This window comes from Pseudomonas sp. (assembly GCF_049300855.1).
In the GTDB taxonomy this organism is placed as follows: domain Bacteria; phylum Pseudomonadota; class Gammaproteobacteria; order Pseudomonadales; family Pseudomonadaceae; genus Aquipseudomonas.
Map to the genome: position 1 here is coordinate 124,331 of NZ_JBAQKH010000030.1, position 23,782 is coordinate 148,112.

General features: G+C 59.9%; 19 protein-coding genes. 8 read left to right on the forward strand and 11 right to left on the reverse strand.

The annotated features are described in order from the left end of the window. Positions 1 to 33: 33 nt before the first annotated feature. The 4 genes from WA225_RS18195 to WA225_RS18210 are packed head-to-tail and all read right to left on the reverse strand — an operon-like array spanning position 34 to position 4,878. Positions 34 to 861 carry a class I SAM-dependent methyltransferase gene (locus WA225_RS18195; RefSeq protein WP_422609003.1) on the reverse strand — a complete coding sequence of 276 codons (828 nt, stop codon included), beginning with the start codon at positions 859 to 861 and terminating at the stop codon, positions 34 to 36. Next, a complete protein-coding gene (locus tag WA225_RS18200) occupies positions 855 to 2,009 on the reverse strand; it encodes an acyltransferase family protein (protein WP_422609004.1) in 1,155 nt (384 codons plus the stop codon). Before WA225_RS18200 ends, WA225_RS18195 begins: the two co-directional genes overlap by 7 nt. Then, positions 2,006 to 3,307, reverse strand: a complete 1,302-nt coding sequence (locus WA225_RS18205; RefSeq protein ID WP_422609005.1) for a glycosyltransferase — start codon at positions 3,305 to 3,307, stop codon at positions 2,006 to 2,008. Before WA225_RS18205 ends, WA225_RS18200 begins: the two co-directional genes overlap by 4 nt. Next, positions 3,301 to 4,878 (reverse strand): glycosyltransferase, encoded by a 1,578-nt coding sequence (locus WA225_RS18210; RefSeq protein ID WP_422609006.1) that lies wholly within the window; start codon positions 4,876 to 4,878, stop codon positions 3,301 to 3,303. The genes WA225_RS18205 and WA225_RS18210 overlap by 7 nt, the downstream gene beginning before the upstream one ends. Before the next feature lie 425 nt (positions 4,879 to 5,303). On the opposite strand from WA225_RS18210, the gene WA225_RS18215 reads away from it, so the two are divergent. Genes WA225_RS18215 through WA225_RS18250 form a run of 8 tightly spaced genes read left to right on the forward strand, consistent with a single transcriptional unit; the run spans position 5,304 to position 14,292 of the window. Continuing rightward, a complete protein-coding gene (locus tag WA225_RS18215; RefSeq protein WP_422609007.1) occupies positions 5,304 to 6,218 on the forward strand; it encodes a GDP-mannose 4,6-dehydratase in 915 nt (304 codons plus the stop codon). Next, positions 6,215 to 7,186 carry a GDP-mannose 4,6-dehydratase gene (gmd, locus tag WA225_RS18220; RefSeq protein ID WP_422609008.1) on the forward strand — a complete coding sequence of 324 codons (972 nt, stop codon included), beginning with the start codon at positions 6,215 to 6,217 and terminating at the stop codon, positions 7,184 to 7,186. Before WA225_RS18215 ends, gmd begins: the two co-directional genes overlap by 4 nt. A gap of 3 nt (positions 7,187 to 7,189) precedes the next feature. Then, complete coding sequence (locus WA225_RS18225) at positions 7,190 to 8,632, forward strand: mannose-1-phosphate guanylyltransferase/mannose-6-phosphate isomerase (protein ID WP_422609009.1); 1,443 nt, start codon at positions 7,190 to 7,192, stop codon at positions 8,630 to 8,632. Further along, entirely contained in the window at positions 8,633 to 9,430 is a 798-nt protein-coding gene (locus tag WA225_RS18230; protein WP_422609010.1) for an ABC transporter permease, read from the forward strand. It begins immediately after the preceding gene. After that, positions 9,430 to 10,683 (forward strand): ABC transporter ATP-binding protein, encoded by a 1,254-nt coding sequence (locus WA225_RS18235; RefSeq protein WP_422609011.1) that lies wholly within the window; start codon positions 9,430 to 9,432, stop codon positions 10,681 to 10,683. The genes WA225_RS18230 and WA225_RS18235 overlap by 1 nt, the downstream gene beginning before the upstream one ends. Beyond that, positions 10,680 to 12,047, forward strand: a complete 1,368-nt coding sequence (locus WA225_RS18240; protein WP_422609012.1) for a glycosyltransferase family 4 protein — start codon at positions 10,680 to 10,682, stop codon at positions 12,045 to 12,047. The genes WA225_RS18235 and WA225_RS18240 overlap by 4 nt, the downstream gene beginning before the upstream one ends. Continuing rightward, the gene (locus WA225_RS18245; protein WP_422609013.1) at positions 12,031 to 13,161 is read left to right on the forward strand and encodes a glycosyltransferase family 4 protein; all 1,131 of its coding nucleotides are present in this window, start codon (positions 12,031 to 12,033) and stop codon (positions 13,159 to 13,161) included. Before WA225_RS18240 ends, WA225_RS18245 begins: the two co-directional genes overlap by 17 nt. Then, positions 13,162 to 14,292 carry a glycosyltransferase family 4 protein gene (locus WA225_RS18250; protein ID WP_422609014.1) on the forward strand — a complete coding sequence of 377 codons (1,131 nt, stop codon included), beginning with the start codon at positions 13,162 to 13,164 and terminating at the stop codon, positions 14,290 to 14,292. It begins immediately after the preceding gene. Positions 14,293 to 14,341: 49 nt separating this feature from the next. Here the strand turns inward: WA225_RS18250 and WA225_RS18255 are convergent, their stop codons facing one another. From WA225_RS18255 to glmU, 7 genes are all read right to left on the reverse strand, one after another. Continuing rightward, complete coding sequence (locus WA225_RS18255) at positions 14,342 to 16,372, reverse strand: pyridoxamine 5'-phosphate oxidase family protein (RefSeq protein ID WP_422609015.1); 2,031 nt, start codon at positions 16,370 to 16,372, stop codon at positions 14,342 to 14,344. Positions 16,373 to 16,417: 45 nt separating this feature from the next. Further along, positions 16,418 to 17,044, reverse strand: a complete 627-nt coding sequence (locus tag WA225_RS18260; RefSeq protein WP_422609016.1) for a glutathione S-transferase family protein — start codon at positions 17,042 to 17,044, stop codon at positions 16,418 to 16,420. A gap of 105 nt (positions 17,045 to 17,149) precedes the next feature. Next, entirely contained in the window at positions 17,150 to 18,076 is a 927-nt protein-coding gene (locus tag WA225_RS18265; protein ID WP_422609017.1) for a LysR family transcriptional regulator, read from the reverse strand. Positions 18,077 to 18,087: 11 nt separating this feature from the next. Continuing rightward, entirely contained in the window at positions 18,088 to 19,287 is a 1,200-nt protein-coding gene (locus tag WA225_RS18270; protein ID WP_422609018.1) for a Fic family protein, read from the reverse strand. Between the two features lie 206 nt (positions 19,288 to 19,493). After that, complete coding sequence (gene glmS / locus WA225_RS18275) at positions 19,494 to 21,326, reverse strand: glutamine--fructose-6-phosphate transaminase (isomerizing) (protein WP_422609019.1); 1,833 nt, start codon at positions 21,324 to 21,326, stop codon at positions 19,494 to 19,496. A 2-nt stretch (positions 21,327 to 21,328) separates the two neighbouring features. Continuing rightward, positions 21,329 to 22,105, reverse strand: coding sequence for a DeoR/GlpR family DNA-binding transcription regulator (locus tag WA225_RS18280; RefSeq protein WP_110718201.1), 777 nt, complete (start codon positions 22,103 to 22,105; stop codon positions 21,329 to 21,331). A 231-nt stretch (positions 22,106 to 22,336) separates the two neighbouring features. Next, the gene (glmU, locus tag WA225_RS18285) at positions 22,337 to 23,704 is read right to left on the reverse strand and encodes a bifunctional UDP-N-acetylglucosamine diphosphorylase/glucosamine-1-phosphate N-acetyltransferase GlmU (RefSeq protein WP_422609020.1); all 1,368 of its coding nucleotides are present in this window, start codon (positions 23,702 to 23,704) and stop codon (positions 22,337 to 22,339) included. Positions 23,705 to 23,782: the final 78 nt, after the last annotated feature.

Below are 23,782 nucleotides of genomic sequence, written 5' to 3' on the forward strand. Positions count from 1 at the left end.
CTGCAAGGTTACACAAAACCTTGTGGCAGGCGATCAGGGTTTGCGGGCGATGATCACCTGACTTTTCGCGACTACCGCATCCAGGGCTTTTTTGATCTGCGCGCCGCGCGGCGAATCGAGCACTGCCTGCCAGGTATCGGCCCAGCGATTAAGCAGCGGATGGTCAGGGTCGCTGAACTCGACCTTGGCTTCCCAGAACAACAGCATCCACATCGACCAATAAAACCCGTACTGACTATGGCTGATGATCTCCAGCCCGGCCTCACTGACCATCGCCTTGAACTGCTCTTCGCTGATGATGCGAATGTGGTTGGGCTTCTGGAAGTACTCGGGCGCGGCGATGTCTTTTTGCAGGTCTTCGGAACTCGGGTGCGGCACGCTCAGCAGGTACAGGGCGCCCGGCTTGCCGACCCGTACCAGTTCAGCGAGAAACTGCGCCGGGTCGTCGACATGCTCGATGACTTCGGTGGAAACCACCCGTGTTGCGGTGGCGTCGGCGATCGGCAGTGGGTTGCAGTCAGTGACGTGGCATTCGATTTCGCGCGCCGGGGTATCACCCAGACGTTGACGGGTGGCCTCAACCTTGGCGCCATCAATGTCGGCAATGATGATCTTCGCTCCGCGCATGCCGCAAAAATGCACGTTGCCGCCATCGCCGCAGCCGACGTCGAGCAGGGTGTCATCGGCAGTCACCGGGAAGCCTTTGAACAACTCGCCGGTTTCCTGATTGAACCAGCCACTGAGCATCGCATCGTGCAGGCCGAGCATGTACGGATCGGTCTTTTCCACGGTCACCGCGACAGGCTGCGCGGGGGCCGGTGCAGGCGTGCCCGCCGTGAGTTTCTTCAAAAGGCTCAGCATGAGGTGGCTCCAGAGGATGGGACGGCGGTTCGGGACGAGCCGAGGCGTTTGACCAGCGCAGCGCCACGGTTGCGCATCGGCATTTCGATAAAGCGGTAATTCAGTTCGCTGAGCAGCACGATCAGGCCGAACGCCAGCAACAGCGTGACGATCGGGTGCGCGGCGGGGCTAGGCAAACCGGCATTCTGAAGACGGAAAATCAGTTCACGCACCAGTTGATAAGCCGGAATGTGGATCAGATAAATCCCGTAGGACCGACCGCCGATCCACGCCAGCAAGCGCTGCACAGCCCCGGCCGGCATCAAGTAATCGCGGTTGTATGAGGCGATCCACACCAGCACGGCGCTGAGCACGGCAATCGAACCGATGCGGTAACTGGCAAAGGTGAAACGGTCGGTGGCCATAAAGTTCAACAGCAAACCGATAGCGATCAACGCTGAAATACCGCCCCACGGTCGACGCAAGAACGTCGGCTGCCAGCGTTGATAACTCGGCTGCACGCTCCACATCGCCAACAGCACACCGAGGGCCAGCGCATCGGTGCGCACCACCATCAGCAACGGCGTGCGCACCGTCAGAATCTGCACCGCGACCAGCGCCAGCAAGGCCCAGACCAGATGTCGGCGAAACAGCAGAATCAGCAGCGGGAACAGCAGATAAAACTGCTCCTCCAGCGCCAGGCTCCAGTAAACAAAACTGCTGCCGTATTCGTAATGAAAGAAACTGTCGGCAAAGCGGAAATTGGCATACTGCAACACCCCGGCCAGCGTCGCTTGCAGGTTGGCGGCTAGCGTGCCGAACGCCCCGGAGCGATTGAGAAACACGCAGGCCAGCAACATCAGCGCCAGCCATAACCACGCCGAAGGCAATAAGCGAAACGCCCGGCGCAGCCAGAAATTGCGCGTCTCCTGCCAATATTCCTGGCGCGTCGTACAGTCTTGCAGCATCGGGATCAGGCTGCGGGCGATGACAAACCCGGAGATCGCGAAAAACAGATCTACGCCCCACCACGGCTGCGCCCAGCCATGAATCTTCTCCAGCAACGGCACCGGATCGGTGAACAGGCTGCCCTGCAAGTGATGGAACAACACGCCCAGCACGGCAATCGCGCGCAGGACTTCAATGTCCATGATCCGTTTACTGGTCATGCTTCAGGGGCTTCCATGGCTACAGCGCGCTGCTCGAACAACTGCGCAAGGAACACTTGCAACCGTTGCTCGGCCACGGCCTGACTGCAGAAGCCTTGCAGGCTGCTGACCGCTTGCGCCGACATCTGTGCATAACGCGCCGGCTGGTTTTTCGCCACGTCGTAACTGGCTTTATAGGCCTCGCACAACGACGCCCAGTTGGTCACGTAGCGCAACGTGCGGAAGGCTCGACGAGGATCGTGCGGCCAGGCGGTGAGCTCGTCGGTGGACTTGATCAGGAACGCATTATCGGCGTTCAGGTAATCGATCATCGCCGTGGTGCGCGGCGCCACCGCCGGTTTGCCGCAGGACATGAACTCCATCAGCGGCAAGCACTGGCCTTCACCATACGAGGTGTTGACCACGTAACGGGTGGCCTGCACCAGCCGCTCGTAATCCGGGTCGGCGAGGTAGCCGTAAATCAATACGATGCGGCAGCGATAGGACTGGTTTTTGTACAAGTGGTGCAGGATATCGCCGAGCGCTTCTTCAGCGTCGTGATGAGTCAGTTTGAGCACCAGCGTGGCATCTTCGACGTCGCGAAAAGTCACGCAAAAAGCGCTGAGCATGTCTTCCCAGTTCTTGCGCCCGTCACCGGGATTGAACACCGAGGTGTACACCACGCCATCGAGCAGCAGCTCATGTTCGGTGACCGGCGCAGTAAAATCGATGCCTTCGCCACTGCGCAAATGCGCCGGGCCAAATGCATTCAGATCGAGGGTTCGACTGTCCGCCACCAGGCCTTTGATGGTCAGGTGCAGCGGTTCAGTCGAAGTTTGACCCTGCAACTGCGCGCCGCGTGCGGCAAAGCGATCCCACACCGGCGCCGGTACCGCGACGATCGGGTAATCCTCGGTCATCGCCTCGCGCACGGCGTTGACCGTGTAACTGGAATGGGTGATCGCTGCGCCACAAGCCGCCAGCACGGAGCGCCAGTCGTTGCGCGGTTCACCGGCAAACGGCTCGTTGGGGATGGTGCTGAACTCCCACGCAAACACCGGCAACGTCGGACACGCCAACTGCACCGGGGTGCGATGCGGCGGCGAGAACGACAGAAACACGCACGGCTCGCCCCGGCTCAGGCATTCCCGGTACAGCGCATCGACTTCGGCTTGGGGATCGAGCACTTCCACCACTCGCCCGATTCGTTCGAGCACCGGCCGATATTCCTTGAGCACAAAGTAGTAGCTGTACTCCGAACGCCCAAGGTTCTGCGCAATGGTGTGCTGGTTGGTTTCCGAATGAATGATGATCAGCATGAGGCGTTATCCGTCACGGGCGTGGCATCGGCAGCCTTGGGTGCCAGCGTGAAAAAGTCCGCCATGCGTTTTTGCACCGGCGCGAACGCGCAGTAGTCGTGCATGCGCGCGACGGCGACCGCCGACATCCGCTGATAATCCTGCGGCTGGGTCTTGGCCATCCGATAGCTGGTTTCGTAAGCGGTTTTCAGCGAGCCCCAATCCGGGCGATAACGCAACGTGCGGTAGATGATGCGCGTGTCCTGCGGCCAGATCGTCAGCTCTTCGCTGGACTTGACCACGAACGCCACCGACTCATCGATGTAATCTTCCATCGCCGTGTGATCGGGGGCGATCACCGGTTTGCCGCTGGACATGAACTCCATCAACGGCAGGCACAGGCCTTCGCAGCGCGAGGCGTTCACATAGAAACTCGCGGCCTGATAGAGCCTGGCGTACTGCGCATCGTCGAGGTAACCGTGCATCACCACCACCCGACAGGCGAACGGCGTGAGCTGCGCGAGCAAGGTCATCAACTCGCTGTAATAGGACGCCAGATCGTTCTGGGTAATCTTCAGCACCAGCGTGGCGTCGGACGTTTCGCGAAACGCCCAGCAGAATGCGGTGATCAGTTGATGCCAGTTCTTGCGGCCATCCTTGGGGTTGAACACGCTGACGTACACCACGCCGTCGACTGTGGTCTCGACCACAGAAGTGGTGTCCGGCAAATCCAGCGGCAGCGGTTCAATAACAGGTATCGGCAATGCGCCGCACACCGCCGGCAGTCGCTGTTCGAGCCAGCCGTGCAGCGTGTCCGGCACCAGATCGCGAATGCCTTCCCAGTACCAGTTGTAGAGAAACTTCACTCGCGGCACCGGTTCGGCCTGCTCGTGACCGAGATTCAGTGCCCACAGCCGCAGGTAATGTCGGGCGATGACAAAGCGGCGTTTGAGGGTCAGCGGTGGCGGGCGCGCGGCTTCGATGGCGGCGGCCAGCGCGGCCTCTTCTTCAGGAGTGATCGGCACCGGAATCAGCGCATCGGCGCAGAGGCCGAGCGTGCGCGTGTCGAAAATGCAGCCCTTGATCGCCAGCGAACTGCCCGGATTAACCGGTGTATTCAGCATCTGCTGACGAATCGTGGCGAAGTTTTCCCACAGCGGCGTCGGCAACACCAGCACCGGAAAGTCTTCACCCATGGCGCGACGAATCGCCCGGGCGGTATGGCTCGACAGCGTAATAACGCGGCCCTGGCGGGCAAGCATCTGCGTCCAGTCCTGACGCGGGTCGTTGTCCCACTGCTCATCGGGTATCGAGTCGAACTCCCAAGCCACCACGCAAATCGTCGGGCATTCGAGGTCGACCGGGGTTTTCTGCGGCGGGGTGAACGACAGAAACAGGCTGTCTTCACCGGCGGCAAGCAGCTGTCGATAGAGCGTGTCGACATCGGCGGGAGACGCGACCACGTGCACGCGCCCAAGGCTTTCCAGCACCGGACGATAGGCCTTGAGCACGAAGTAATAACTGTATTCGGGACGTCCGAGGCTCTGGCTGATGGAGCTGTCGTTGACGTCCGAGTAAAGAATGAAATTCATGGCATCCCACGATGAAGCTGCCATCCCGGCACCTTCATGCTATGACGGCCGAGCGTCGGATCGGGTCGGCAGGGCCGGCACTCGTCCTTCGTCATCAAACACGTCTTCGTTCTTGTTTTAGTGGTCGGTTTCACCCTGCGTCGCGGTTCCCGAATCAAACCCCGGGATTTGGCGACGAGGGGCATTCTAAACACATCCGTTGAGGATTCGTGAACCGCCCGGCGAGAATAAATCCGCTACGCTGACGAGAACTGACCAGTCACGGTATGGCCAGTTGAAATTGCTCGGCAATTGGCACAGATTGACAGCAAATAACTACAACAACGTTTTCGCCTGTCGTCTTAGCGGTTTTTTCCACCGATCTGACAGACCCTTCTCTAAGCCTGTAGGAAGTGCTGCGAAAACCAAGACCAAGGGGTCGCTGTTTGAAAAAGCGTCTGTTCGTCACGGGTCTCAGCGGATTCGTAGGACAACATATTCAGTCACGTTTGGCCTCGCCTGACGCTGCGTGGGAACTGCTGCCTGCAGCTTCACGTTTTGACCTGACGGATCCCGACAGCCTTGTCGACCAGTGGCCGCAAATGCCTGATGCGGTCATTCATCTGGCTGGCCAGACATTCGTCCCCGAAGCCTTCCGCGACCCGGCCCGCACCTTCGACATCAATCTGCTCGGCACCCTCAATCTGTTGCAGGCCCTCAAGGCTCGCGGCTTTCAGGGCACCTTTCTATACGTCAGCTCTGGCGACGTTTACGGTCAGGTCAGCGAGAACGATCTGCCGATCACCGAACAACAAGCCCCCTGCCCGCGCAACCCGTACGCGGTGAGCAAACTATCGGCCGAGTTTCTCAGCCTGCAATGGGGTTTGAGCGAGGGCTGGCCGGTGCTGGTCGCGCGGCCGTTTAACCACATCGGCAACGGACAGAAAGACAGTTTTGTCATCGCCAGCGCGGCGCGGCAGATCATTCGCATCAAGCAGAGCCTGCAAGCGCCACAACTTGAGGTTGGGGATATTGACGTCAGCCGCGATTTTCTCGATGTTGGCGACGTGGTTTCGGCGTATTTCGCGTTGCTGGAAAAAGGCCAGGCAGGACAGGTTTACAACATCTGCTCGGGGCGGGAGCAGAGCATCCGCAGTCTGATTGAACAACTGGCCGATCTGGCCGAAGTAAACATGCAACTGGTTCAGGATCCGGCGCGTATGCGACGCGCCGATCAGCGTCGCGTTTGCGGCAGCCATGCCAGGCTGACCAAAACCACAGGATGGATGCCTGAAATCACTACACAACAATCCCTGCGGGCGATCCTGTCCGACTGGGAGAAGCGAGTAAAACAAGAATGACTAAAAGTGCACTGATCACAGGGATCACCGGCCAGGACGGCGCTTATCTGGCGAAACTGTTGCTCGACAAGGGCTACAAGGTTCATGGCCTGGTTGCACGGCGCAGCAGCGATTCGCGCTGGCGTCTGCGCGAGATGGGTGTCGAAGCCGACATCGTTTATCTCGACGGCGACATGGCCGATGCCTGCTCGGTACAGCGCGCGGTCATCAAGTCAGCGCCGGACGAAGTCTATAACCTCGCCGCGCAAAGTTTTGTCGCCGCCTCGTGGGATCAACCGGTGACCACCGGCATCGTCGATGGTCTGGGCGTGACGCACTTGCTTGAAGCGATCCGTCAGTTCAGCCCGCACACCCGGTTCTATCAGGCCTCGACCAGCGAAATGTTCGGCCTGATCCAGGCTGAGCAACAGGACGAAAACACACCGTTCTATCCGCGCAGCCCTTATGGCGTGGCCAAACTGTACGGTCACTGGATAACCGTCAACTACCGCGAAAGTTTCAACCTGCACGCCAGCAGCGGCATCCTCTTCAACCATGAATCACCGCTGCGCGGCATCGAGTTCGTGACCCGCAAGGTCACCGACGCCGCCGCCCGTATCAAGCAAGGCAAACAGCAGGAGCTGGCGCTGGGCAACATCGACGCCAAACGCGATTGGGGGTTTGCCGGCGACTACGTCGAAGCCATGTGGCTGATGCTGCAACAGGACAAGCCTGACGATTTTGTGGTCGCCACCGGCGTCACCACCACGGTGCGCGAAATGTGCCGCATCGCCTTCGATCACGTCGGCCTCAACTACCGCGATTACGTGAAGATCGACCCGGCGTTTTTCCGCCCGGCCGAAGTTGAAGTGCTGCTCGGCAATCCGGCCAAGGCTCAGCGCGTGCTGGGCTGGAAGCCGAAAACCGGCCTGGATACCTTGATCCGCATGATGATGGATGCGGACATGAAACGCGTCGCCAAGGAGTAGGCCATGCTGATTCCCGTGATTCTGTCCGGCGGTGCCGGCACCCGTTTGTGGCCGGTGTCCCGCGAGGGCCATCCCAAGCCGTTCATGGTTCTGCCCGACGGCCAGTCGCTGCTCGGCAAGACCTACCAGCGTGCGGCAGCACTGCTCGACGGCTGGGGCGACATTGTCACGGTGACCAACCGCGAGTACTACTTCCAGAGCAAGGATCACTATTGCGCCGCCCACGTCTCGCGCCATCGCGGGCACTTTCTGCTCGAGCCGACGGGGCGCAACACCGCGCCCGCCATCGCCGCAGCCGCGTTGTCGCTGCAAGCGTTGCACGGGGACGACGCGATCATGGTGGTGATGCCCGCCGACCACTTGATCGTCAATCAGGACGCGCTGAAAACGGCGGTCGAGCACGCGGTCAATCTCGCCAAAGACGGTTACCTGGTGACCTTCGGCGTGATCCCGACCGCAGCGGAAACCGGTTTCGGCTACATCGAAACCGGCGCGCCGCTGGACGCCAAAGGCGCGGCGAAAGTGCAGCGTTTCGTCGAGAAACCCGACCTGCAAACCGCCACGCATTATCTGGAAAGCGGCAACTTCCTGTGGAATTCGGGGATGTTCTGTTTCACCACCGCCACCGTGATTGCCGAGCTGCAATTGCATGCGCCTGAACTGCTGGAACAGACCCGCGCCTGCATGGCCGCCAGCGCGCCGATCGAAACCGTCGGTTGCCTGCAGCAAGAACTGTCGCCGGCGCTGTTCGCTGAAATCACCGACATTTCCATCGACTACGCACTGATGGAACGCTCGGAAAAAGTCGTCGTAGTGCCGGCCGGATTCGACTGGAGCGACATTGGTTCGTGGGGTGCCGTTGCGGCGCTGGTCCCGGCCGACGCCGACAACAACCGCGCCAGCGGTGAAGCGATCTTCATCGACAGCCACAACAACTTCGTGCAGAGCGAAGGCCGCCTGGTGGCGACGGTGGGTGTGGATAACCTGATCGTGGTCGACACTGCCGATGCCGTGCTGGTGGCCCATGCCGACCGTGCGCAGGACGTACGCCGGGTGGCCAAGCAGCTCAAGGACAAATCCCACGAAGCCTATCGGCTGCATCGCACCGTCAGCCGCCCGTGGGGTACTTACACGGTTCTTGAAGAAGGCCCGCGCTTCAAGATCAAGCGCATCGTGGTCAAGCCTGGCGGCAAGTTATCGCTGCAAATGCACCATCACCGCAACGAACACTGGGTGGTGGTCGAAGGCATGGCCAAGGTCACCAACAATGGCAGTGGTACGACGCTGGTGGCCAAGAACGAATCGACTTTCATCGCCGCCGGCCACAAGCATCGCCTGGAAAACCCCGGCGTGATCGATCTGGTGATCATCGAAGTGCAAAGCGGTGAATACCTGGGCGAGGACGACATTGTGCGCTTCGAAGACCAATACGGCAGGACGGTTTAAATGCTGCTTTCCCTGTACCGCTCGTTGCATGGCTACCGGGGTTTCATCCTCGGCAGCGTGCAGCGAGAGTTTCAAGCGCGGTATCGCAATTCGTTGTTCGGCGCCCTATGGCCGATCTTCAATCCGCTGTCGATGATCGTCGTTTACACCGTGATCTTTTCCCACATCATGCGCGCCCGTTTACCCGGGGTGGATGACAGCATGGCCTACAGCGTCTACCTCTGCGCCGGGCTGCTGGCGTGGGGACTGTTTTCCGAAATTACCCTGCGCAGCCAGAACATGTTTCTGGAAAACGCCAACCTGCTAAAGAAAATCAGCTTCCCGCGCATCTGTCTGCCGGTGATAGTGCTGTGCAACGCCGGGATCAACTTCGCGATCATCATCAGCCTGTTTCTCGGCTTTCTACTGATCACCGGACGCTGGCCGGGTATGGCGTTGCTGGCGCTGATTCCATTGATCGCCCTGCAAATGATGTTCTGCGCCGGACTGGGCATGGTGCTCGGCGTATTGAACGTGTTCTTCCGCGATGTCGGCCAGCTCTTCGGTATCTGCCTGCAATTCTGGTTCTGGCTGACGCCGATCGTTTACCCGATCACGATCCTGCCGGAATGGGTGCAGCGCCTGCTGCAACTCAACCCGCTGACCAACCTGTTCAGCAGTTATCAGAACCTGTTCCTCTACGGTCAGTGGCCGGTCTGGAGCTCGCTGCTGCCGATCTTCGTCACGGGCGTGCTGTTTTGTCTGATCGGCCTGCGGCTGTTTCGCCAGCGCGTCGGCGAAATGGTGGATGAACTCTGATGGGGCATATTCGCGTCACCGGCCTGAGCAAGGCCTACAAGCAATACCCCAACCGCTGGAGCCGACTGGCTGAGTGGCTGATCCCGTTTTCGCCGATCCGCCATCGCCAGCACTGGGTGCTGCAAGACGTCGAGTTCGAAATCGCCCCCGGTGAAGCCGTGGGCATCGTCGGCGCCAACGGTGCCGGCAAAAGCACCTTGCTGAAGATGATCACCGGCACCACCCAACCCACCAGCGGCAAGATCGAACTGCAAGGTCGCGTGGCTGCATTGCTGGAACTGGGCATGGGTTTCCACCCGGACTTCACCGGTCGCCAGAACGCAATCATGGCCGGTCAGTTGCTGGGCATGCAGCTCGAAGAAATCGAAGCACTGATGCCCGACATCGAGCATTTCGCCGAGATCGGCGATGCCATCGACCACCCGGTGCGCACCTATTCCAGCGGTATGCAGATGCGCTTGGCATTCAGCGTCGCCACAGCCCGGCGCCCGGACATTCTCATTGTCGATGAAGCGCTCTCGGTGGGTGATGCCTACTTCCAGCACAAAAGCTTCGAACGCATCCGCAGCTTCCGCAAGTCCGGCACCACGCTGCTGATCGTGTCCCACGACCGTTCGGCCATTCAATCGATCTGCGATTCGGCAATCCTGCTCCAGGACGGCCGCATGGCCATGTACGGCAAACCGGAACCGGTACTCGACTACTACAACGCGCTGATGGCCGAACGCGAAGGCCAGATCGTCCGTCAGGAAATGCTCGCCGGTGGCGAAGTGCAAACCGTGTCCGGCACCGGCGAAGCGGCGATTCTCGGTGTGCGACTGCTCGATGAAAACGATCGCAGCATCGATGCCACCGAAGTCGGCCAGCCAGTGGTGCTCGAAGTACGGGTCGAAGTGCGCAAGGACATCGAACGGCTGGTGCTGGGTTTTATCCTCAAGGATCGTCTGGGCCAGATGATGTACGGCATCAATACCCATCGCCTCGACAAGGCGTTGACCGACCTGCACGCCGGCGAACGCTTCACCTACCGTTTCTCGTTCATCATGGGTTTGGGCAAAGGCAACTATTCGGTGTCGCTGAGCCTGTCGCGTCTGGACTCGCACCTCGATCGCAATTTCGAATGGCGCGACTACGGGCTGGTGTTCCACGTGATCAACAACCGTCAGGAAGATTTCGTCGGCTGCTCATGGCTCGGCGCTAAAACCACCATCACTCGCGACACCGAAGCCCGGCACGTGGAACGTGCGCCATGACCCGCTTGCTGGTGGAATGCACCCATGTGTTCAAACACCCGACGGTCAACTCGGGAATTCAGCGCGTGGTGCGCAACGTCATCAAGCAACTGCCTGCCAGCGCCGCAGGCATCGAATGCATGCCTGTGGTGCTGCTCAATGGCGAACTCTATCGCGTGCTGCAACTGGCATCGTTCGATACGCCTTTTTTCAACAAACTGGAAACCTTCGGCGGACGCCTGGAGCGCCTCGCTCATCGCTTCTGGCAGTGGCATCAGCGGCGTGATGCGCAACTCACCTCGAAACTGGCGCGACGGATTTTGTATGTCGGCTACCGGCTGACGATCTTCGGCGCGTTCGGCCTGCCGATCCGCCTGATCCGACGGATCAACCGCAAGCAATTGCTCAAACGGTGTTCACCCCTGCAACATCAGCCGGGTGATCAACTGGTGCTGCTGGACTCTTCCTGGCACTCGGATTTTTTCGCCCACGTCGAACGGCTCAAACGCGACGGTGTCGGCATGATCGCGGTGATCTACGACCTCATCCCACTGACTCATCCGCAGTTTTACGACACGCGTCTGGTCGAGGTGTTCAGCGAGTGGTTTGACTGGATCACTCGCACGGCTGATGGCTACATGGCCATTTCTGCCACGGTGCGCGATCAGCTGCGCGAAGAATTGCAGCGCAGAATCGGTGCAGAACACACCGACCAGAGCTGGTTCGATTTCTTCCATCTGGGTTCCGAACTGGATCTGCACAACAACCAGGCCACGGTCGAGCCGCGCCTGAAGCAATTGTTCACGACAACAGACCCGGTGTACCTGATGGTCAGCACCATCGAGCCACGCAAGAACCACGCGTATTTGCTCGATGCCTTCGAACGCGCCTGGGCCGCTGGCTCAACCGCGCGGCTGTGCATCGCCGGGCGGGTCGGCTGGAAATGCGACGCCCTCCTCGCCCGGGTGCGCAATCATCCCGAGCTGAACCAGCGTCTGTCCATGTTCAACGACCTCAGTGACACCAGCCTTGAACACGCCTACGCCCACGCCAGTGCGCTGGTGTTTCCCTCGTTCGTCGAAGGGTTTGGTTTGCCCTTGGTGGAAGCCATGCAGCGAGGCTTGCCGGCGATGGGCAGTGATATTGCGGTGTTCCGCGAAATCGGTGGCGAGTTCATGGCGTACTTTGATCTGCAGGATCCGCAAAGCCTTGCCGACTTGATCAACGTCTTCCAGCGTAGCGGCCAATTCCCCGCCGCTCGCGATGTCGCCGATTGGCAGTGGATCGGCTGGCGCGAAGCCAGTCAGCAATTGGCCGAGCGCAGCGTGCGTAACGTCCTGCAAGCGCCGGCGGCGCCAGCGAGGCAGCATGCGCATAGCGCTTAACGCACGCATTCTCCAGGCACCGCGCACCGGCATCGGCCAATATGTCGCCGAACTGGTCAACGCCCTGCGCAGTGAACCCGACGTGGACGTGACGTTGTTCCACGGCTGGGGCTGGAGTTCGGCACTGCCGCAAGCGGCCATGCCCGGCTATTCGCGTCTTACGCCACTACTGCGGCAGATACCCGGAGCCTATCAGGCGCGCCGCTGGCTGGAGCAGAAACGCTTCGATCAGGGCCGCGCGCAAGGCATCGACCTCTATCACGAGCCGAGCCTGTGGCCGTTGGCCTTCGATGGCCCGACGGTGATCACTCTGCACGACCTGACTCACCTGCATTTTCCCGACACGCAGCCCGCCGCGCGGCTCAAGGAAATCGAGCGCCGATTGGCCGCAGGCGTTCAACAGGCGCGCGTGATTCTTACCGACTCGCAAGCGATTGCCGATGAAGCCCAAGCGTATTTCGGCCTGCCTGCCGAGCGTTTTGTGGTGGCACCACTGGGGGTCGCCGAGCGCTTTCATCCGCGCGACGCATGCGCCATTGATCCAGTGCTAAAGACGCATGCGGTGCAGGCGCGGGAGTATTTTCTATGCGTGGGCACGCTGGAGCCGCGCAAGAACCTTGGCCTCGCCCTACGCGCCCATGCCCTGTTGCCGGACCCAGTACGTCAACGCTTTCCGCTGCTGATTGTCGGCATGGCCGGGTGGGAACGCGAGCAGTTCAGCGAACCGCTGCGTCAGGCGCTGGCCAGCGGCCATGTGTGCCTGCTCGGCTATTTGCCCGATGAACAGGTGGCGCAATTGCTGGCCGGCGCCCGGGCGCTGATTTTCCCCTCGCTGTATGAAGGTTTTGGCCTGCCGGTACTGGAGGCCATGGCCAGCGGCACACCGGTGGTGCTCACGCGTTCTTCGGCAATGCCGGAAGTCGCAGGCGCTGCGGGCAACTATATTCAAGCTGACGATGCGCAAGGCCTGCGTGATGCGCTGAGCCGACTCATCGACGATCAAGCGCATTGGCAGGCATGCCAAGAAGCCGGGTTACAGCAGTCACGGCTTTTTTCCTGGGAGCGTTGTGCACAGGCCACGGCCAGTGCCTACCGCCAGGCCATGGGAGGTTGAATGCGAGTTCTTCATTTTTTCAAGACGTACCTGCCTGACTCGGTCGGCGGCATTGAGCAAGTGATCTTCCAACTGTGCGAGAGCGGCGCTCAACACGGTATCGATGGCCAGGTGCTGACGCTCAGTGCTGACCCGACACCGCCCGTGGTGAAGTTGGGTCAGCACGAAGTGCACCGGGCCAAACTCGATATTCAATTCGCCTCCACCGGTTTTTCCTGGAGCGTGTTCAAACAGTTTCGCGAGATGGCGGCCGAAGCCGATGTGGTCAACTATCACTTCCCCTGGCCGTTCATGGACCTGGTGCATTTCGCCAGTGCGATGAATAAACCGAGCGTGGTGACTTACCACTCGGACATCATCCGCCAGAAGCACCTGCTCAAACTCTACCGTCCCCTGATGAACCGCTTCCTCGCCAATGCCGACCGCATTGTTGCCGCTTCGCCGAACTACCTGCACACCAGCGATGTGTTGCAGCAATTCCAGGACAAGACCCGGGTGATTCCCTACGGTTTGAACAAGGCCGGTTATCCACAGCTCGATGCCGAGCGGATGAATCGCTGGCGCCAGCAGCTTGGGGATAAGTTTTTCCTGTTTGTCGGCGTGATGCGTTACTACAAAGGTCTGCACATTTTGCTGGAGGCCCTGAAAGACGTGGACTATCCCGTGGTCATCGTCGGTGCCGGGCCACTGGAGCTGGAACTGCACGCTCAGGCGCAGGCGCTGGGTCTGCGCAACATTCATTTCCTCGGGCGCCTGGGTGACGAGGACAAGGTCGCACTGCTGCAACTGAGCTACGCCATTGTCTTCCCTTCGCACCTGCGCTCGGAAGCTTTCGGCATTTCTTTGCTGGAAGGTGCGATGTACGGCAAGCCGATGATTTCCAGCGAGATCGGCACCGGTACCAGCTACATCAATATCCACAACGAAACCGGGTTGGTGGTACCGCCCAGTCATCCGCAGGCGTTTCGCGAGGCGATGCGCACACTCTGGGAAGACCCAGTGCGCGCCGCCGCCATGGGTGTGAAGGCCGAAGCGCGTTACCGACAGCTATTCACAGCCGATGAAATGGGGCGCAAGTGGACAGAGCTGTATCAGGAATTGCTGGAAGAGAAATCGCTGTCCTACGCCTGAACTCCGGCACAAACACATCTAGCACAGGGCCTTTGTGGTGGTTTCGAAATTACAGATCCAGCACTAAAGGCTGCGTGCTTTGCGCCGGAACCGCGCAGCAAATCAGCACATGCCCCGCTTCCGGAATATCCGCCGGCACCTGTGGATAATTCACCGCACCACTGACCAGCCGAGTCTTGCAGGTGCCGCACGATCCACCCCGGCAACTGAATTCCGGACGTAATCCGCGGCTTTCCGCCAGTTCCAGCAAACTGCCGCCATCGGGCTGCCAGCGCGCCTCTTTCGCCGACCGCTCGAACACTACCGGCACCGACATGGTTGCTGCGGGCGGTTGTTCGATGACGATCGCGTCCGGATCGGACTGACGCTTCAGCGTCGACGGACCAAAGGTTTCCGCGTGAATCTGCGCGTCGCGCACATCCAGTTCACGCAAAGTGTCGTACAACCCCTGGGTAAACCCTCCGGGGCCGCAGAGCACAAAGTCGAGCTGCTCGAAATCCTCGGCATCCAGCAGGTTTCTCAGCACTTGCGCGTCGATACGCCCCGACAGATCGAAATCCTCACCTTCGTGCAGTCCGGCTTCCGGCTGGCTGAGTAAACGCAACACGCGCACTGAATCGCCAGCACTCTCAAGCAAGCGATCCAGTTCCTTGCGAAACGGCTGATCCGCCAGGCTGCGCGAACTCTGCAATAACAACGTCGGCCGAATACCCCGCGTCCGCAGGCCTTGGTAGACCACTTCGCGCAGCATCGACAGCAACGGCGTGATACCGACGCCCGCCGCCAACAACACCAAAGGCCGGCGTTCCAGCGGCGCTACGGTGAAATGTCCCTGCGGTGCCCGCGCCTCCAGCACATCGCCGACGCGGATCTGTTCATGCAGATGCGATGAAATCAGGCCTTCGCGCTTGACGCTGATGCGGTAAAAACCATCCGACGGCGCACTCGAAAGGCTGTAGGTGCGAATGTGCACCTCACCGTCGAGAGTGAACCGCAGCGGCAGATGCTGACCGGCAAGAAACACCGGCAAACCGGCACCATCGGCGGGCTCCAGATAGATCGAGCGAATGTGCTGACTCTCGGCTTCGATCTTCGCCACCCGCAGCGGCCGCCATTGATTGCCCAGCGCCTGCGCCTGCAAACGCGCATCCGCTTCGGCCCAGTTGCCGGTCAACAGGCTGGTCGGCGACATGCCGTCGAAGCGCCAGCGCAGCGCCAAAGCGGCCGGGCGTCGCACCAGTTTCTCCACCTCAAATGTCCACAGCCGCTCGGCACCTTGAAAGGCCTCGATCTGCGGATCATCGAGAAGAATCTCGGTGCGCCCGCTGAGTTGCAGCAAATCACCTGTGGAAAAGTCGATGAACAGCAAGCCCGCCTTGGGGTTGAGCAGCAGATTGCCGAGCGTGTTGAAGTGCAGGTTGCCGGCAAAATCCGGGATGGTCAGACGATTCCCTTCAACGCGTACGAAACCGGGTTGACCACCGCGATGAGAAACATCCACAGCACGCTGGCCATCGACATCGACGTAACTGGCGACGAAGAATGTGTCGGCGCCCTCGATCAACGCGATGGCCGCATCGTCGAGACCACCAAGATGCTCAGCCGGGCGAGTCTGCGGATCCGTCAGTGGCACACGCTGAAACTGGCGCAGTTGAATGTACTGCGGGCAGTTACCGAAAGCCTGGTCGACACTGACGTCGAACCCCTCAGCCGACAGATTACCGACATGGCCGTTGAGGCGATTGCGCCGCCGGGTGTGCAACTCGATGCCGAGCAAACCGATCGGCTCACCGCTGCGCAGTTGCGCCGGGTCATCCGTGGCGGGTTGGCTGGCGAAATGCAAATGTTCGGGATCGGGCGAGTGGGCAAACCCCGGGGCGCCCTCGAGCACACTGGCCCACGGCCGCCCCTGCGCATCGACTGCGCCGTACAGCATGAAGGGCAGTTGCTGATAGAACTCACGGTGCTGATCCGGCATCCACGTGCGAATCACCTTACGCCCGAACGCCTCCATGCGTTCGGCAACCCCGACTTTCGCTTGCAACTGTTGCTCGCCTGCGTGCCACGGTGAACGTTCCATCACGACCTCTCCCCTGCACCGTCGGCACAGTGTGGATTGCGAAAATCAGGCAGTGGTTTGCAGACCGGCGACCGTGCGCGGCATGCCGACGAAACCGGGCAGGGCTTCAACCCGTGCCAGCCAGGCGCGAACGTTGCCGTAATCGTCGAGCGACACGTTGCCCTCCGGAGCGTGGGCGATATAGCTGTAGGCAGAAACGTCGGCAATGCTCGGTTCGGCGCCGGCCAGAAACGGCGTTTTACCCAACTCGGCGTCCATCACCTTGAGCAGGTTGTGCGCACGGGTAATCGCTTCTTCAGCATTCAGTTGCGCGCCGAATACGGTGACCAAACGGGCGGCAGCGGGGCCGAAAGCAATCGGTCCAGCGGCGGCCGACAACCAGCGCTGCACCCGTGCCGCACCCACTGGATCGGTTGGCAACCAGCGACCGTGGCCGTATTTCTGCGCCAGATAAACCAGAATCGCGTTGGAGTCGGCAAGCACCACGCCATTGTCATCGATGGCTGGCACCTGGCCAAAACTGTTGATCGCCAGGTACGCCGGTTGCTTGTGCTCGCCCTTGGCCAGATCGACGAAGATCAGCTCGGTCGGCAGTTGCAGCAGGGACAGCATCAGCTCGACACGGTGGGCGTGGCCGGAACGTGGGAAGTTGTAGAGTTTGATCGCTTGCATGGTCGACTCCGCTGAACAGGGGCGCCGCTGCGGGGATGAGCGGGCCGATGGAGGCCATCTTCCCCCTGCCGTGAAAAGAACAGAATCACCAGCAACTGCAATCGATTATTTCAGCTCATGCAATAACGCAGCATTTTTAAGCGCCGGGTGCTCACGTAACGCCTTTACCGTGAAATCAACAAAGCTGCGGATCCGCGCCGGGGCCTTGCGCCCCCCCTGATACACCACGTGGATCGGTAATGGCGGCAGCTCGAATTCGGCGAGGACGATTTCCAGCTCGCCGGTGGCGACCTTGCTGGCGACCTGATAGGACAACACCCGAGTGAACCCCAATCCCAGACAGGCAGCAGCGATGGCCGCCTGATTCGCCGTCACCACCAGACGCGGTTCCGGGCGCACGCTCAACGGCTCGCCGTGTTCGAGAAACGGCCAACTGCGCTGCTGCCCGATCGATGAAGTCGCCACCACCGGCGCCCCGGCCAACGCCCGTGGATGGTCGGGCCGACCGTGCTTGTTCAGGTAAGCGGGCGAAGCGCAAATCACCCGCCGCACCTCACCCACGCGAATCGCATGCTGATTGCTGTCCGGCAGATCACCGATACGCACCGCGACATCAATGCCTTCCTCGACAACACTCACTACGCGGTCGACCAACAATGCATTGATGCACACGTCCGGGTACTGCGCGAGATAACCCGCCATCACCGGCGTGACAAACAACTCGCCGAACAACACCGGCGCCGTCACCGTCAGTTGCCCACGCGGCTCGGCATGACTGCCCGCAGCCGAATCCTCGGCTTCCTGCACCTCGGCGAGAATCCGCCGACAATCTTCCAGATACCGCTGCCCCGCTTCGCTCAAATGCACGCTGCGCGTAGTACGAATCAGCAACTGCGTGCCAATGCGCAACTCCAGCGCCGCCACCGCGCGCGTGACGCTGGCGGCCGACAACCCCAGACGCCGCGCGGCAGCAGAGAAGCCTTGCTCCTGGGCGACGGTGGTGAAGATGTGCATTTCCTGGAAGCGGTCCATCCATCAACTCCTTAGCTTGCAGCCATCATTCGTTGATGCAAGTCCGGAAATAGAAGTTGCGCAAACCACACGGGCAAACCTGGATAAAGATCTCGGGCTTTAGGCGTGGCACTTTCCACAAGCCCTAACTGAACCAGGCTTCTAAGTTGATCAGTCGCGACTCGGTCAGACAGTCCGGTGAATATCTTGAAGTCCGCCCGACTTAACACGCCTTGGGTCAGCAGAATATGCAACGCCCGGGCGGACTCAGGCTTGAGTCCTGCCCTTTTAACGCGCTCATCCCAAGCAAAAATTGTATGAAGTCTTTCACGCATGTTGGAGACGTTAAGCGCGTGTTCGGTATAGCGCATCTGATCCAGACAGGTCTCCAGCATGAAACCGACAAATTCGAACAACCCGGCTTGGGTGAGTTGGCCACGCCCATCCAGATCACCGCGACGCGATTTGTCCGCATTGGCCAAACGCGCGTAATAAGTATCCTGCTGGCGAGCAAGTCCTCGAGATAACGACCACAAGGGCGATACAAGTCCCAGTTTCTGCAGTTGCAGGTGGGTGATCAGCCTGCCGGTGCGACCGTTTCCATCAACGAAAGGATGCACCCAAGCCAATCGATGATGATAAGCCATGACCGCGAGCAAGCGGCTCCGTGCATCGGGCAAACGGCCGTAGACCTGCTGCATACGATTGAGCATCGGTGTTACGGATTGACTGGAGGGCGCGGCATGATTGCCGACGAGAACTTCCTGGGCCGCTACATCTCGAAGCTGGCCAGGCACCAATCGACTTGCGTCGCTCAAATGCAATTGGTCACTGCTGGCCCCCTGAAACAGGCGCTTATGTACCCGGGAAACAAAAACGCTGCTGAACATTGCCTCCCAAGGCAGTTTGTTGTGCAGTGACAGCGCTCGTTCAAAAGCTTGCTGTGTACCAATATGCGTCACCGCCAACTCAGTCAGCTCTTTGGGATTACGTCTCGGGGCAGTCGGCGCAAGCGTTACCGGCTCAGTAAACTGGCCCTCAATCAGATTGCTGTAAAAGCTGCTGGTGACCCGCAGCAATCCACCCACTCTCCGAACCATTTGCGGAGCAACTATTGCGCTGAGTTTGCCTGCCTGAAATGGCACTTGCTCTGCCAATTGCAGAATTTCACTGGGAAATGTCGGAACCAACGGCTCCAGCCAATGATTTCCCAAGATAGCTTCAGCGCTCATTCGACCTCCTAGATTCGCGGATTTTTTCGCGGATTTCAGAGTACGCCACAACCCCCGTTTTACCTAGCTATAGGTGATGTAGGAATAGTCAGAAGTTCGAGTAGTACGCGGATTTATTTGCGGATTTTTTGAAGATAAATAGCGAGAGTGTGGAGCCTAAAAAGCAACGCAGGAGCAAGAGAATTCTCGCCCCTGCGTAGGACCAATTACTCCACCGTCACCGACTTCGCCAGGTTACGCGGCTGATCCACGTCCGTGCCCTTGAGCACCGCAACGTAGTACGACAGCAACTGCAGCGGAACCGTGTAGAGGATCGGCGAGAGGATGTCGTGGATGTGCGGCATCTGCACCACGTGGGTGCCTTCGCCGTTGGTCATCCCGGCTTTTTCGTCGGCGAACACGATCAGTTCGCCGCCACGGGCGCGGACTTCCTGCAGGTTGGATTTGAGCTTTTCCAGCAGTTCGTTGTTCGGCGCCACGGTGACCACTGGCATGTCGTTATCCACAAGTGCCAGCGGGCCGTGTTTCAGTTCGCCGGCCGGGTAGGCTTCGGCGTGGATGTAGGAGATTTCCTTGAGCTTCAGGGCGCCTTCCATCGCCACCGGGAATTGCGCACCCCGGCCGAGGAACAGGGTGTGGTTCTTCTCGGCGAACAGTTCGGCGATTTTTTCCACGGTGCTGTCCATCGCCAGCGCTTCGCCCAGACGGGTTGGCAGGCGACGCAGTTCTTCGACCAGACGGGCTTCAACGCCCTCGGCCAAGGTGCCGCGCACTTGACCCAGCGACAGGGTCAGCAACAACAGACCGACCAGTTGCGTGGTGAAGGCTTTGGTTGAAGCAACGCCGATTTCCCGACCGGCCTGGGTCAGCAGGGTCAGATCGGACTCGCGCACCAGTGAGCTGATGCCGACGTTGCAGATCGCCAGGCTGGCGAGGAAGCCCAGCTCTTTGGCGTTGCGCAGGGCCGCGAGGGTGTCGGCGGTTTCGCCAGACTGCGAGATGGTCACGAACAAGGTGTCCGGCTGCACCACCACTTTGCGGTAGCGGAATTCGCTGGCGACTTCGACCTGGCACGGGATCCCGGCCAGTTCTTCCAGCCAGTAACGGGCGACCATGCCGGCGTGATAACTGGTGCCACAGGCGACGATCTGTACGTTACGGACTTTGGCGAACAGCTCGGCCGCTTGTGGGCCGAACGCTTGCACCAGCACTTGATCGTTGCTCAGGCGACCTTCGAGGGTGCGCTGCACAACCGCCGGTTGCTCGTGGATTTCCTTGAGCATGTAGTGGCGATATTCACCTTTGTCGGCGGCTTCGGCACCGTCGGTGTACTGCACGGTCTGGCGCTCGACGGCGTTGCCGTTAACGTCCCAGATCTGCACGTTGTCGCGGCGAATTTCGGCGATATCGCCTTCTTCCAGGTACATGAAGCGGTCGGTGACCTGACGCAGGGCCAACTGGTCAGAGGCAAGGAAGTTCTCGCCCAGACCCAGACCGATCACCAACGGGCTGCCACTGCGCGCGGCGACCAGACGATCCGGCTGCTTGGCATTGATCACGGCCAGACCGTAAGCACCGTGCAGTTCCTTGACCGTTGCTTTAAGCGCAACACTCAGATCAGGCTGATCCTTGAGTTTATGGCTGAGCAGGTGAGCGATGACTTCGGTATCGGTATCCGAAGTAAACACATAACCCAGCGCTTTCAGCTGTTCACGCAGGGCTTCGTGGTTTTCGATGATGCCGTTGTGCACCACCGCGATGTCGCCGGAGAAATGCGGGTGCGCATTGCGTTCGCACGGTGCGCCGTGGGTGGCCCAGCGGGTGTGGGCGATACCCAGACGACCAACCAGCGGATGTTCGGCCAGCGCTGCTTCGAGTTCGCTGACCTTGCCCGGGCGACGCATGCGCTCAAGGGTTTCGTCGTTGGTGAAAACCGCGACACCGGCGCTGTCATAGCCGCGGTATTCGAGGCGCTTGAGGCCTTCGAGCAGGATGGCGGTGATGTTGCGTTCAGCGACTGCGCCGACAATTCCACACATGCTTATTTCTCCTGACTGACAGCCGCGCAAATCACGGTGATACCGCGGGCCTGTATCTGATCGCGTGCCTCGCTAGGCAGGCGATCATCGGTAATTAGGGTATGGACGCTGCTCCACGGCAGCTCCAGGTTGGGAATCTTGCGGCCGATCTTGTCGGCCTCGACCATGACGATGACTTCCCGCGCCACTTCAGCCATGACCCGGCTCAAACCGAGCAATTCATTGAAGGTTGTCGTGCCGCGCACCAGATCAATGCCATCGGCGCCGATGAACAACTGGTCGAAGTCGTAAGAGCGTAGTACCTGCTCGGCGACCTGACCCTGAAAGGATTCCGAATGCGGATCCCAGGTGCCACCGGTCATCAACAACACCGGTTCGTGTTCGAGTTCGCTCAGGGCGTTGGCGACGTGCAGGGAATTGGTCATCACCACCAGGCCTGGCTGTTGGCCAAGTTCCGGGATCATCGCGGCGGTGGTGCTGCCGCTGTCGATGATGATCCGCGCGTGTTCGCGGATGCGTTTCACCGCTGCACGGGCGATGGCCTGTTTGTACTTGGAAACGCTCTGCGCCGTTTCCGCGACCAGTTCCTGCGGCATGGTGATCGCCCCGCCGTAGCGGCGCAGCAACAGACCATGACTTTCCAGCGCGGCGAGATCCTTGCGAATCGTAACTTCGGAGGTTTCGAAGCGCTTGGCCAGTTCATCCACACTGACTTCGCCCTGCTCGTTGAGTAAGGCGAGAATGTTATGGCGGCGTTGTGGCGTGTTGCGTTTCGACATGGCGACCTAAGTTTCGATTCGAAAGATAACGGAAGCAATCAAAACCTATCGGCTCTAAATCGTCAAGCGGCAGTCAGACTTTTTTGACAACGACACAAACAAAAATGTGGGAGCGAGCTTGCTCGCGAAAGCATCGTGTCAGTCAACATCAATATTGAATGATCTACGGCATTCGCGAGCAAGCTCGCTCCCACATTGGATCTTCCTCGCTAAAAAGAAACTGTGGATAACTCAGCTCTTCTTGATCTTCTCCGGCCGCTTCCAGCCGTCGATGTTCTTCTGCCGCGCACGACCGACCGCCAACTGCGCGTTATCCACATTCTGCGTGATCGTCGACCCAGCCGCCGTGGTTGCACCGTCAGAGATATCCACAGGCGCAACCAACGAATTATTGGAGCCGATGAACACGTCCGCACCCAACACGGTTTTCCACTTGTTGGCGCCGTCGTAGTTGCAGGTGATGGTGCCAGCGCCAACGTTGGTGCGCGCACCGATTTCGGCATCACCCAGATAAGTCAGGTGACCGGCCTTGGCGCCTTCGCCCATGTGGGCATTTTTCAGTTCGACAAAGTTACCCACATGCGCGCGCGCTTCGAGCACGGTGCCTGGACGCAGACGCGCGAACGGGCCGGCATCACTGCCCTCGCCCAGAACGGCGCCTTCGATATGACTGTTGGCCTTGATCACCACGCCTTTGCGCAGGGTGCTGTCCTTGATCACACAGTTGGGGCCGATCTCCACATCATCTTCGATGACCACGTTGCCTTCGAGGATCACGTTGATGTCGATCAGCACATCGCGACCAACGGTCACTTCGCCACGCACATCAAAACGCGCCGGGTCACGCAGGGTTACACCTTGCGCCATCAAACGACGGCCAGCGCGCAACTGGTAATGACGCTCCAGCTCGGCCAGTTGTTTGCGATCGTTGGCGCCCTGCACTTCCATCGGGTCGTGCGGTTGTTCGGTGGCCACTACCAGACCGTCGCTGACCGCCATTTCAATCACGTCAGTAAGGTAATACTCGCCCTGAGCGTTATTGTTCGACAGGCGGCTCATCCAGTCGGCCAGACGATCGGCCGGAACAGCGAGAATGCCGGTGTTGCCTTCAGTGATCGCGCGCTGCGCTTCGCTGGCGTCTTTGTGTTCAACGATGGCCGCGACCTTACCGTCTGCGTCGCGCACGATGCGGCCATAACCGGTCGGATCGTCCAGCTCGACGGTGAGCAAACCCATTTGCCCCGGCACGACGTGCTTGAGCAGGCGTTGCAGGGTTTCGACTTCGATCAGCGGCACGTCACCGTAGAGGATCAACACGGTATCGGCAGTAATGAACGGCACCGCTTGAGCCGTGGCGTGACCGGTGCCCAGTTGCTTGTCCTGCAGGACGAAATTCAAATCGTCAGCGGCCAGACGTTCACGCACTACGTCGGCGCCATGACCGATCACCACATGAATGCGTTGTGGATCGAGTTGGCGGGCGCTGTGGATAACATGGCCCAGCATGGAGTTGCCGGCAATCGGGTGCAGCACTTTCGGCAGCGCCGAACGCATACGAGTGCCTTGACCGGCCGCGAGGATAACGATTTCAAGAGACATGACTGGCTACCAATCCTGGGTGGTCAGCAACTGCGACCGGGTTTCGGGAATTCGGAAAAGAAAAAAGGGTAGCCGAGG